Origin of the sequence: Phaeobacter sp. JH20_08 (assembly GCF_048056635.1) — a bacterium.
Classification (GTDB): domain Bacteria; phylum Pseudomonadota; class Alphaproteobacteria; order Rhodobacterales; family Rhodobacteraceae; genus Phaeobacter; species Phaeobacter bryozoorum.
On sequence record NZ_JAYMVV010000016.1, the window covers coordinates 1 to 10,632 of the forward strand.

17 protein-coding genes and 1 pseudogene are annotated in these 10,632 nt (G+C 58.0%); 9 read left to right on the plus strand and 9 right to left on the minus strand.

Translation table 11 applies throughout. From position 1 onward, the window contains the following. A partial coding sequence (locus VWY75_RS14940) for a tyrosine-type recombinase/integrase (protein WP_416538136.1) occupies positions 1 to 336 on the plus strand: 336 nt, incomplete at its 5' end. An 85-nt stretch (positions 337 to 421) separates the two neighbouring features. Then, positions 422 to 553 carry a type II toxin-antitoxin system YoeB family toxin gene (locus VWY75_RS14945; protein WP_416538146.1) on the plus strand — a complete coding sequence of 44 codons (132 nt, stop codon included), beginning with the start codon at positions 422 to 424 and terminating at the stop codon, positions 551 to 553. 611 nt (positions 554 to 1,164) lie between these two features. Here VWY75_RS14945 and VWY75_RS14950 read toward each other — a convergent pair. Continuing rightward, positions 1,165 to 1,407, minus strand: a complete 243-nt coding sequence (locus VWY75_RS14950) for a hypothetical protein (RefSeq protein ID WP_340545769.1) — start codon at positions 1,405 to 1,407, stop codon at positions 1,165 to 1,167. Between the two features lie 153 nt (positions 1,408 to 1,560). Between VWY75_RS14950 and VWY75_RS14955 the strand changes: the two genes are divergently transcribed. Beyond that, a complete protein-coding gene (locus VWY75_RS14955; RefSeq protein ID WP_340545770.1) occupies positions 1,561 to 2,295 on the plus strand; it encodes a Crp/Fnr family transcriptional regulator in 735 nt (244 codons plus the stop codon). A gap of 65 nt (positions 2,296 to 2,360) precedes the next feature. Here VWY75_RS14955 and VWY75_RS14960 read toward each other — a convergent pair whose 3' ends face one another. From VWY75_RS14960 to VWY75_RS14970, 3 genes are all read right to left on the minus strand, one after another. After that, the gene (locus tag VWY75_RS14960; protein ID WP_340545771.1) at positions 2,361 to 2,549 is read right to left on the minus strand and encodes a hypothetical protein; all 189 of its coding nucleotides are present in this window, start codon (positions 2,547 to 2,549) and stop codon (positions 2,361 to 2,363) included. A gap of 296 nt (positions 2,550 to 2,845) precedes the next feature. Further along, positions 2,846 to 3,232 carry a hypothetical protein gene (locus VWY75_RS14965; RefSeq protein WP_416538137.1) on the minus strand — a complete coding sequence of 129 codons (387 nt, stop codon included), beginning with the start codon at positions 3,230 to 3,232 and terminating at the stop codon, positions 2,846 to 2,848. Then, positions 3,229 to 3,645, minus strand: a complete 417-nt coding sequence (locus VWY75_RS14970) for a hypothetical protein (RefSeq protein WP_416536349.1) — start codon at positions 3,643 to 3,645, stop codon at positions 3,229 to 3,231. Before VWY75_RS14970 ends, VWY75_RS14965 begins: the two co-directional genes overlap by 4 nt. A 383-nt stretch (positions 3,646 to 4,028) precedes the next feature. Here VWY75_RS14970 and VWY75_RS14975 point away from each other — a divergent pair, with 383 nt between their 5' ends. From VWY75_RS14975 to hflC, 6 genes are all read left to right on the plus strand, one after another. Next, positions 4,029 to 4,268, plus strand: a complete 240-nt coding sequence (locus tag VWY75_RS14975; protein ID WP_416538138.1) for a hypothetical protein — start codon at positions 4,029 to 4,031, stop codon at positions 4,266 to 4,268. A 39-nt stretch (positions 4,269 to 4,307) separates the two neighbouring features. Then, positions 4,308 to 4,694 carry a hypothetical protein gene (locus VWY75_RS14980; protein ID WP_416538139.1) on the plus strand — a complete coding sequence of 129 codons (387 nt, stop codon included), beginning with the start codon at positions 4,308 to 4,310 and terminating at the stop codon, positions 4,692 to 4,694. A gap of 8 nt (positions 4,695 to 4,702) precedes the next feature. Next, positions 4,703 to 5,164 carry a hypothetical protein gene (locus VWY75_RS14985; protein WP_416540072.1) on the plus strand — a complete coding sequence of 154 codons (462 nt, stop codon included), beginning with the start codon at positions 4,703 to 4,705 and terminating at the stop codon, positions 5,162 to 5,164. A 13-nt stretch (positions 5,165 to 5,177) separates the two neighbouring features. Continuing rightward, a complete protein-coding gene (locus VWY75_RS14990) occupies positions 5,178 to 5,669 on the plus strand; it encodes a hypothetical protein (RefSeq protein ID WP_340545777.1) in 492 nt (163 codons plus the stop codon). Positions 5,670 to 5,741: 72 nt separating this feature from the next. Further along, positions 5,742 to 6,809 carry an FtsH protease activity modulator HflK gene (gene hflK, locus VWY75_RS14995; RefSeq protein WP_416538141.1) on the plus strand — a complete coding sequence of 356 codons (1,068 nt, stop codon included), beginning with the start codon at positions 5,742 to 5,744 and terminating at the stop codon, positions 6,807 to 6,809. Further along, entirely contained in the window at positions 6,806 to 7,825 is a 1,020-nt protein-coding gene (hflC, locus tag VWY75_RS15000; protein WP_416538142.1) for a protease modulator HflC, read from the plus strand. Before hflK ends, hflC begins: the two co-directional genes overlap by 4 nt. Positions 7,826 to 7,865: 40 nt before the next feature. On the opposite strand, the gene VWY75_RS15005 is transcribed toward hflC, so the two are convergent. The 5 genes and pseudogenes from VWY75_RS15005 to tnpB form a co-directional block, all read right to left on the minus strand. After that, positions 7,866 to 8,015 (minus strand): hypothetical protein, encoded by a 150-nt coding sequence (locus tag VWY75_RS15005; RefSeq protein WP_416541660.1) that lies wholly within the window; start codon positions 8,013 to 8,015, stop codon positions 7,866 to 7,868. Between the two features lie 271 nt (positions 8,016 to 8,286). Continuing rightward, positions 8,287 to 8,811, minus strand: a complete 525-nt coding sequence (locus tag VWY75_RS15010; RefSeq protein WP_416538143.1) for a GrpB family protein — start codon at positions 8,809 to 8,811, stop codon at positions 8,287 to 8,289. Beyond that, positions 8,808 to 10,163 (minus strand): annotated as a pseudogene (gene tnpC / locus VWY75_RS15015) (IS66 family transposase); the annotation flags it as partial. The pseudogene tnpC and the gene VWY75_RS15010, both read right to left, overlap by 4 nt. Before the next feature lie 12 nt (positions 10,164 to 10,175). Beyond that, on the minus strand, positions 10,176 to 10,313 hold the full coding sequence (locus VWY75_RS15020) for a hypothetical protein (RefSeq protein ID WP_416538144.1): 138 nt from the start codon (positions 10,311 to 10,313) through the stop codon (positions 10,176 to 10,178). 37 nt (positions 10,314 to 10,350) lie between these two features. After that, the coding region (gene tnpB, locus VWY75_RS15025; protein WP_416538145.1) for an IS66 family insertion sequence element accessory protein TnpB at positions 10,351 to 10,632 on the minus strand (282 nt) is incomplete at its 5' end.

Consider the following 10,632-nt stretch of genomic DNA (forward strand, 5'->3'; position numbering starts at 1 on the left):
GAAGGAACTCGATCTCCGCTTCAGGCCTGGCTGAATATGCCAATAATGAAGAAATCGGAGTTTCTTTGGCCTGGAAGACTGCACGATCGGCCGCACATAGGTACACGCCAATACGCGCGACTGGTTCGGGATTGGGTGAAATCCATTGGCTTGGAGCCAAGCGCCTATGGAACCCATTCGATGCGGCGTACCAAGGTTGCCCAGATTTATCGCAAAACCGGGAACCTTCGAGCGGTTCAACTCCTTCTCGGGCATACCAAGATGGATAGCACAGTCCGTTACTTAGGGGTTGACCTGGAAGATGCCTTGTCAATTTCCGAGAGCGTCGAGATCTAGGACGCCAAGACGTTAAAAAACATACCCAAAGCCTTGCCTCTGACTTGTCTAGCCATAGGCAAGGCTCCAGCGGGAGGAGAGGATACTGGCTCTCAAAGGCGATTTAAGCGGCTGGTGGTCCCGCCGGATCACTGCTGAACACAGGTTTGTATATCGCGTCAGCGGCAAAGGTAATGGACAGAGCCTGGAGATCGCCCAGCTGCGTCATAACTACTGATCGATCAGGCTCTTCGCGACAATGCTCGCAATCAAGAAAGTATATGCTCCAAGGCTTTTGCCGCAGCAATTTGGCTGGCTTCAGCCGAGGGTGTGCGGAAACTCGCCCGGTTTCTCGACGATGAGGATGTTTCAGTCGATTTTGGGGAGGCAGCCGGATCCAGGAACACTTTAGCGTCTTATACGCCGGATAGGGCTAAATCCGCGCTTTTGTGGCGTTTTTCTGCGGTGCAGCTTGAGTTGAGCACCGCCCATCAGGCCGGAATGGCAGTCAGAAGCCCGCGTACCCCGATCGGGGCTATCATTCGCTTGATCTTATAGGCGAGGACATGGAAGGCTATCTTGGTACGGACGTTCTTGGGCGTTCGCATACGGAAATGCGTCGCCTCATCTCCACTCAATGGTGGTTACGATGAGCCGGAAACCCGCTCTTATCAAATCGCGCTACACTGTCCCATTGGCGCTGACGTCAGACAATGTCAGATTGGACGTTACCGTCTTTGCGGCCCGTGCCACCCGGTATGTCCTGCAGGTCGGCCTGGTGGCTCCGTGCATTGCAAGAGTTGGACGAAAGCGGCATAGGCGAAGTCTATCACGCTGCGATTGAGTATATCATCCCGGCGGCCTCCGAACGGAGTTCCCGCCAGCAATGATCCGGTTGATGAGACCCGCTACGGCTCGATGCGCCTCTATCTCGCCATCAGTAACAGCTGCGTTTTCATGCGTCTTTGCAGCGTCCCGCAGGATACCCACGATCTCGCGCTCGGGCAGGAGCTTGTGATCGTTCATCGCCAGCAGCAGTGCTTCGCAGATCGAGAGGGCAGCCATTCCCGAGAAGTCTTTCTCGCTGAGCATTTTATTGTATCCTTCCGGTGACGGTAAAACATCGCGCAGCAGACTGGCCTCGCTTGTCCCAACCATCTTCGCAGAAAAATGGTATGCTGGGCTAACCGAAAGCAGTCTGTGCGCGATTGCGTCTGGAGTTTCTTTCCAGCTTGAGAGGCCCCGATGACGGATATCTTAGAAAGCCCGCTTACACGGAAGCTGCAAGTCTTCGTCGCATTGTCTGAAGATGAATTGGGCGTCTTGAAGCGTTTGCATCTGCGCCGCCGGTCCTTTTTGGCGGGGCGTGATCTCGTGCATCAGGGGCAGTCGGATCAGGCCGCTTATATTCTGGCCGCCGGCTGGGTATGTTCCTACAAGCTTCAGCCGGACGGAACCCGCCAGATCGTAGATTTCCAGATACCGGGGGACTTTATTGGATTGCGCAGCGTGCTGCTGCGCACCTCCGACCATAGCTTCGAGCCGGTCACGGATATTCAGGCGGCAGAGGTCTTTGCGGACGACCTTCTGGAAGCCTTCGAGAAGACGCCTCGCCTCGCGGCAGCAATTCTCTGGGCGGCATCACGGGACGAAGCCATGGTGGTCGAGCATCTCGTAGGAGTTGGCCGCCGCGCTGCGGATGCACGCATGGCGCATTTTCTGCTGGAATTGGGGGCAAGGCTGAAGCTGGTCGGAATGGGGAGCAAGAAAGGCTACGTCTGCCCTTTGACACAGTATCATCTTGCTGACGCGCTCGGCCTAAGCGCCGTCCATGTGAACCGTGTCTTGCGGCAGCTTCGCGAACGCGGCCTGCTGACATTTCGGGACGGCCGTGTAACGTTCGGCAATTATGACGGGCTGGTAGAGTTTTCGGGGTTCGATCCGGCGTATCTGGATCAGACCGGCCCGCTCTTGAAATGAAAAAGGCCGCCCCTCCCCCCGGAACAACCTGGGGCGGCCCGATCTTCATTTAAAGCAAAGGAGTATCACGAAAGCGCTTTTTTAGCCGCGTCCAGTTCCTTGTTCGTTTCGGCGTGGTTCTTCGCCGCATGCGCCTTCTCGGCCGCCTGGTAGTGCTTCACAGCCCGGTCTTTTTTGGGGCCGGCGATTGCCTTGTCACAGGCTGCTTTGACCGAGGTCATCTTCTCGGCGGCATTGGTCTGTTCGGGTGTCATTGGATTGTCCTTTCTTGGACATTCCGAGAATAGGGCACGCAGTGCAATGCAGTCCATTTGAGGAACCGCACGCATCCCGTGCTTCTCTGCTGCTCGGAAATGAGTGCCGCCGGAGATTCGGCAGGCACGCAGCCATGTACCCATCTTCTCTGCTCCGCAGCACTGATGCAGGTTAGCTTGGGGCGGGTCCGCATCTTCTGGCTGATGATCTTTGAACGAAGAGCTCGGGAGCCGTTTCACATGCCGAGAAGTGCGTTAAAGATATCGCCCCAAGGTGAGGGTTCATCCCGCTGGCATCAGGTGGTGGGGGTTTGCTGATGTGACAGCCGCAGCCACCGGCCGTTGTCCAGCAGATATGTGGACGCGCAGAGCGCCTCATAGATTGGCAAGCCTGACTTCTCCGCGAATACGCGGTAGGCGAGCACAGCAACGGCCCCTTGCCTGATTTGGCTGCGGTCTTTCATTTCCACGGTTCGCCAGCCCGTGTTTTTCTTCACATGCTCCAGGATCTGCCCGCCCTGAAGAATGCCCGGCGGATAGGGAAGTATCATCACTGCATTTTTTGCAGTCACGGTGCGGGCGCTGTCCACGCCGCTGGTCCAGCACCGCTCCTCCAGATCCCATAGCACCGCATAGTCCTTACCATCACTGCGGTCGCCGTCCCGTGTTTTGCCTGACATCATTGGCCCGTCCCCGGAGTGCCTGTGAGTATTAACTGCAAAATCAGAAAGAGGATCGTCAGTACCGCCCAGATCAACCCAGACAAATTCGTCGGCCCGTTTTCTGCGGCGCCAGAAACAGCCATCAAGCGCTTGCGTTTGGGGAGAAGCCGGGTCAGTTTCCGCGCGAGCGTTCCGCTATCCTGCTTGAGTGCGGGCACGTCGCGGAATTGCGACAGCAGCATCTCCAGTCGCGAGCCTGCGACCTCTTTCTCCAACGCGGCAAGCGCGGCTGCCTCCTCCCAAGGTTCGAGTTCAAGCCGCGCGAGGGCCGATAGAACCGTAACAGCATTGCCATTCCGGTCCTCGCCAACGAAGGCTTGCAAAAAGCGGTCAAACTCAGGGCTGTGGGGTTGAAGAATGCCAGCGGCTGGCATCGGCATATCCTCCCTTTTTAGGTGTTCGGATCGGGAAGCGGCTGTTCCCGAAGAACCGGGCTGCCGCCTGCCGGGTAACAAGCTTCGGATAACTCCGATCATACCCGCATTGCCCGACGCACGCGCTGACGCAGATCAGCCGGTCTCCAGTCCTCTGAAGTCTAGCCGAAGGTTTGGTCCGGGTATGCCAGAGCGGTCAGGATCTCCGAGGGTCTTGGCGGCGCTAACATGGGTCAGCACGCACCGCCCGGTTCCGGGGTAATGTAGGAGGGCCGCAAAGTTTGGCTGCCTCTCGGCAACCGGGATGCTGCAGCCAAGGCAGCGCGGCAGACATGCACATATCGCGGAGACCGGTGATGGCCTTGCGATCAATCAGATCCACCATGACTTTCCCGCAGCCTTTTACCTTGCCCGGATATCCGGACGAACTGCCTTCCGGCGAATACGAAGTGCTGGTCGAGGAGGAGCTTATCGAAGGGCTGAGTTTCACGGCTTACCGCAGAACGGCGATTTACCTGACCATCCACGGCAAGGGGCGTTTGCCGGGCCGGACAGAGTTGCGGCCAATTACCTGGACCGACCTGGAAGCAGCGCTCGGCCAAGACCCGAAACGCAACACTTGAAGATAGCGAGGCGGCGCTTTCCCCGCTGGAGGATTCACAATGTACACTCCCGAATGGCTTAAACCCGGCCTCTACGGCGCCGTGATAGGTGGCGCATTATTAGGCATCGGCGGATTTACCTGGGGCGGCTGGGTAACCGGCGGAACGTCACACGGCATGGCCGTGACCATGTCCCGCAACAATGTAGTCACGGCTTTGGTCCCGGTCTGTCTGGACATGGCCCGAACCGATGCGGAACGCGACGCAAAGCTGGCAGCGATCAGGGCCGTTGCTACCTACCGGCAGCGGGATGCCCTCATGAAAGCCGGTTGGGCGACGGTCCCGGGAGCCGAGACCCCGGACCGCGACATTGCGCAGGCCTGTCTTGCGGCCCTTGACGTCGAAAAGTCGTCGGAGCGCCCGGAAAACACGATCAATGAAGGATGAACAGTGCCATGTTACCATCTCTGCCTGAAATGACAGATCTTGAACGGCGCGTTCTGGCCCATGAACGGATTCTCCAGTCGCTCATTGCTTACATGTCCCGCACGGAACCGCGTTTCCTTGAACACCTTAAGAAGCGTTTTGTTGAGCCAATGGCCATGGTGAGGCATGAGCATGACCACCGAAACGCGGATGATTATGCAGAGGAATTCATTCGCACCGTAATGGCTCTTGGAGAACCGCATTTGCCAAAGGCCGCAAGCTCCAGCGTGCTCGATAAGCCACTGCACAAACCGGAAGATATCCATATTTCGACACACCCCTATCGTCCAACTGCGAAGGCGGAGCGCGTTCGTGCCCGGAAGAGGAATGGAATCTGGGAGGTCAAGGTGGACGGTGTTTTCCACGGGGACTACCACGACAAGGGCACTGCGTCAGTAGCCGCAGCCTTGGCCCGCTTGTCGCTTCGATGAGAGGACCCCACCCATGAACGAGGCAGTTAGAAAATCCATTGCGGTCTTTGCCCGGCCTTTCAACGTTCCGGGCTTCAGCGAAACGCTCCCTGCCGGAGAATATGACATTGAAACGGAACTGTGTTCACCTCCCGACAGCCTGCAGCCTGAGACTTGGAGAGCTTCTGTCGCCGTGAAGTTGCATCCCAGGGAATTCCACCCCGGGCTGGCGAGAACCTTGACCGTTTCGCTGGCCGACCTCGATGACGCCCTGGCAAAGGACAAGCTCACCGGAAAAGAACTGGCCGAATATTTCCTGGAAGAAATGCTTTCTGACCCGATGGTCCGGCTGGTGATGGTGGCCGACGGGGTCTCCGAAACTCAGCTGCGGAACCTTTACTCGGGCGGGGGCGCATCTCAGGCGCACAAAGAGGCGCCGGATGCGGCTATAGCGGGTGAATTGCCAACGGAAAATTCACCAATCCAGGCCGCGGAGAACGAAGGAATGCCGACACAGAGGGAATAAGCCGCGCGCAGGCGCCTTTGCGTCAAAGGTCTGTATCGGATGCCGGTTTGAGAGACCAGGAGAGGAAACGATATGCCTGACCAGAACGGCGGCCCAGAAGACCGCGGGCCATGGCAAAGCAGACAGAAGCGCAATCCGCCCGATATCGACGAAATTCTTCGTCAAGGCCGCGACCGGCTGGGCGGATTGCTCCCTGATGGGCGGCCCCCTGTGAAGGGCATACTGGTCGCAGGAGCGATAGTCTTGGCAGCGGTTGCGGCCTGGTCTTCATATTACACAGTCCCGAGCGACTCTGTCGCCGTTGTCCAGCGTTTTGGCAGATACACTGCTGAGGTTCCGCCTGGCCTGCATTTCAAATTCCCGCTTGGCATCGACGTTGCTACGCTGGTGCCCGTGAAACGGCAGCTGAAGCAGGAATTCGGGTTCACAACGCCGGGCCGGAGTGATCCCTTTCAGAGCCCGTCAGACGGCCGGCGCGAAACCGAAATGGTCACGGGAGATCTGAATGCCGCGCTTGTGGAATGGGTGGTGCAGTACCGGATCTCTGACCCCCTGAAATTCCTGTTCGAGGTACGCGAGCCAAGCGCGACTTTGCGCTACGTCTCTGAGTCCGTGATGCGAGAGGTTGTTGGCGACCGCACCGTTGACGAGGTCATCACCATCGGCCGTCAGGAGATCGAAAGCGAGGCGCTTCTCAAGATGCAGGCTCTGTCCACGAAATACGCCATGGGTATCAGCATCGACCAGGTGCAGCTGAAGAACATCAACCCGCCGGGACCGGTTCAGGCGTCGTTCAATGAGGTCAACCAGGCACAGCAGGAAAAGGAGCGCCTGATCAATGAGGCGCGCCGCGAATACAACAAAGTCATTCCGCTGGCCGAAGGCGAGAAAGATCAGCGGATCCGCGAGGCTGACGGTTATCGCCTGAAACGCATCAACGAGGCGGAAGGCGACGCAGCGCGGTTCACCGCGCTTTTGGCCGAATACGTAAAGGCGCCTGAAGTCACGAGGCGGCGGATATACATAGAAACCCTCCAAGATGTTCTGCCCAGCATCCTGTCAAAAATCATTGTCGACGGATCGACTGCGAGCATCCTGCCGCTTTTGAACCTCGACAGGCTTCAGGAGGATCAGCCATGAACATCAGATTGGGGCTCTTCGCAGGGATTGCGGTTGCAGCCGGCGTGATTGCCTCCGGTTCCCTCTACACAGTTGGCGAAGTCGAGCAGGCCATTATCACCCAATTCGGTAAACCTGTGGGCGAACCAGTCATAACGGCCGGATTAAAGCTGAAGCTGCCCATCGTTCAGGAAGTCAACCGGATCGACCGCCGGGTTCTTGAGTGGGACGGCAATCCTTCTGACATGCCCACCAAGGACAAGCTCTACATATCCGTCGATCTGTTCGCCCGCTGGAAAATCACCGACCCGTTGCAGTATTTTCTGCGGCTGCGCGATGAGCGCAGCGCGCAATCCCGTCTAGACGATATTCTCGGCAGCGAAACCCGCAATGCTGTCGCCAAACACGAGCTGATAGAGATTATCCGGACCACGAAGGGCCGGACCCCGCTACGGGACACGCTTTTGACCGATGAGGAGCGCGCGCAGGACATAGGTTCTCTGGTTCCTATCCAGAAGGGCCGCGCACTTGTAGAACAGGAGATTTTCGCAGCCGCCTCAGAAAAGGTTCGCGTTTTTGGGATCGAGCTTCTCGATATCCGTTTCAAGAGGATCAATTACAACGAGAGTGTGCGTCCGAAGATCTACGACCGCATGATCTCAGAGCGCCGCCAGATCGCTGAACGCTTCCTCTCCGAGGGCAATGGCGAAGCCGCGCGGATCCGCGGCAACCGGGTGCGCGACCTGAACAAGATACAGTCCGAGGCGTATCGCGCCGTAGAGGAAATCCGCGGCGTCGCTGATGCCTCGGCGGCTGCGATCTACGCAAAAGCCTACAACACCGACGCCCAAGCAGCCGAATTCTATGCGTTCACCCGGACAATGCAGGCCTACAAGGACATGATTTCAGGGGGCACAACGCTGGTTCTGACAACGGACAGCGAACTTTTCAGGTTTCTGAGAGGAATGGAGACCGGAGAGCCGGCTGGGAGCACGCCTCCTTCCTCTCCCGGCCTGACGGCCGCGGCCGAACGCTGATGTATCAGAGGACAAAGAGATGACGGAAGAACCGGTGGATTTAGACGCAAGGCGAAGCGCCGAAGGCCAGATTGCGACCGATACCCGGCGGCATGCCCTTAAGGATTTCAAAGCCGACCAGAGATAACTCCGCCTGCGGCAGGAAGAACTTGAAATGAAACTTCTCGCCAAACCGGCCTCTAGCTGACATGAGGCGGCCATGCCTACGTTGGGCAGCTTAACGTCGTCTGGCAGAAGCGCCCCGATAAAGTTTCGCGGCAGCCCTGCCGCCGCATCGCCGCAAGTCGGTAGTGAGCCCATGGACGAAGCCGCTCACGCGGCAATGGCGCCCGTGGCAGGCGTTCCGGACTGATCGCCATATTGGCTGCTGCGTCTGTGGTTCCGTCTGGGTCGTCTGGCCATCGTCGCTCCTTCGTCCCGGCACGCTACCGGATCAGGGTAAGCGTCCGGTCTGACCGCCGTTACTTGTTCTGGGCGTTGATGACGGCTCTTACGAACTCGGTTTTCCGCCCTGCATATGATCCTCGGCCTTGGTCACCGAGTTCTTCGACAAGCGTCTGTTTAAGGTGTTCGTATTGATGCCGGAGTTTTGGGTTGCCTCGTAGCGCGTCACGGAAGGCGATTTGATCGCGGCAATCGGCATCGTCGGGATGGTATAGGTGCAGATTGTGGGTTCTGATGTCACCATCGCGCAGCCGGATAAACAGCCGCCCGCTTCGAATGCCTCTATCGATGTAACCCAACTTCGTAAGAGCGGTCGCAATCTGCTCTTCGTGGGTTGAGCGCATGGCAATGTCCAAGATGGGTTTTGCTGTCAGACCGCGTACTGAGGTGCTGCCGATATGGACGATATCAAATTGCACATCTGGCAGAGCCTGTGCGATCAACGCGGCTTCTTTGGCAAACAATTCAGCCCATCTGGGGTCGTATTCGGTCAAAAACAAAGAAGCCTGACGCAGACCAAGTGCAGGACGTTCAGCAGTCATGAGATAACCTTTCCGTTTACCCAAGGCAGTAGGTCGTTCACGCGGGTGATCTTGTAGTCGGGGATGCGCGCGATGGTGTCAGCGAGCCAGGTTTGGGGATCAACGCCGTTGAGTTTTGCCGTTTCTATGAGCGTGTATGCCACGGCAGCGGCGCGGCAACCGGCGGGTGAACCGACGAAGAGGTAGTTTTTGCGGCCCAAAGCGATAGCCCGCATGGCGCGTTCGGCTGTGTTGTTGTCGAGTTCTAGGATACCATTGGCCAAGTATGGCCTGAGCCGCCGAGTGCGCGTCAGCGCATATCGGATCGCCTGAGCGAGCGGGGATTTGCCCGATATGATCGTGAGTTGCCTACCCAGCCAATCCTGCAGGTCATCGAAGACAGGTGTGGCCTTGGCCTGCCGGATGGCAACACGCTGATCTGGCGGTGAACCACGCGCCTCTTTCTCAACGGCGTAGAGCTGGCTGATCCGCAGGATCGCTTCTTCGGCGATGCTTGAGCCCTGAGATCGATGAACATCCACGAACTTGCGCCGGATGTGGGCCATGCAGACGACCTCTTTGATGCCGTGGTCGCGATAAAGCTCCTCATATGCAGCATAACCATCGGCGTGCATCCAGCCTTTGTATTTGCTGAAATGATCCTTCGGGTGCGCCCCGCGCCGGTCTTCGGAGAACTGATACCAAGCAGCGGGAGGCGCATCGCTGCCCCATGGCCGTTCATCACGGCCATAGACCCAAAGGCGTCCGGTCTTGGTCTTGCCCGTTCCGGGTGCGAGCATGTTGACGGGTGTATCGTCGGTGAAGATGGCCTTGCCCTTCAAGGCGTGCTTGCCGATGGCATCTGCCAGCGGGGCCAAAAGCGTTGTCGTTTTGCCAACCCAGTCCGCCAAGGTGGAACGGTCGAGATCAAGTCCATCGCGTTCGAAGATTTGGCTCTGGCGATACAGCGGTAAGTGGTCGGCATATTTGCTGACCAAGACATGCGCCAACAACCCGGGCCCTGGGCGACCGCGTTCGATGGGGCGAGATGGAAGGATAGCCTGGGTGAACTGCTCGCAGCGTTTGCAGGCAAAGCGCGGGCGGGTGATCTTGTTCACGACGAACCGTCCCGGCACATATTCCAGTTCTTCGGTCACGTCCTCGCCGATCTGGCGCAGGGCACCGCCGCATGTGCAGTGATCTTTTTGCGGCAAGAGTTCGATGTTGTTGCGTGGGATGTGGTCCGGGATCGGACGGCGCTTTGGTTTGTCCTTGGGCTCATTTGGGGGAAGCTTCATCTTGGCCGTCATCGCGGCCTCGGCCACTTCGCTTGCCTCAAGCGCCAACATGAGCTGCTTGGTCTGTTCTGAGGTCGATCCGTAGCGCTAGGCCTTTTGCCCCGCGACCTGGTGGCGAAGCTGCTCAATCAGCATAGCCTGGGCTTTGATCTCGGCAAGAAGCTGGGTCGTGAACTCTTTGAGCTCTCCAGAATCTTCCGGCAATGTCATCGCTTCGGCCATCATGGCTGCAGCTTACACCATTGGATTTGCGTAAGGAATCCTAACCTGCGCGCAAAGGTCTCCAGGTTCTACCCGGCGTGCGCCAGTCGATGCCCCCCAGAAGCATCGCCAGTTGCGCAGGCGAGAGGGACACTTTGCCTTCCTTGGTGGCAGGCCACACAAACTTGCCGCGTTCCAGGCGCTTCGAGAACAAACACGCGCCTTGACCATCCCACCAAATGATTTTGATCAGATCACCCCGACGGCCCCGGAACACAAACAGATGCCCGACAAAGGGATCGAGCTTCAGCACCTTCTCCGCCTGCACGGCCAAGGATGCATA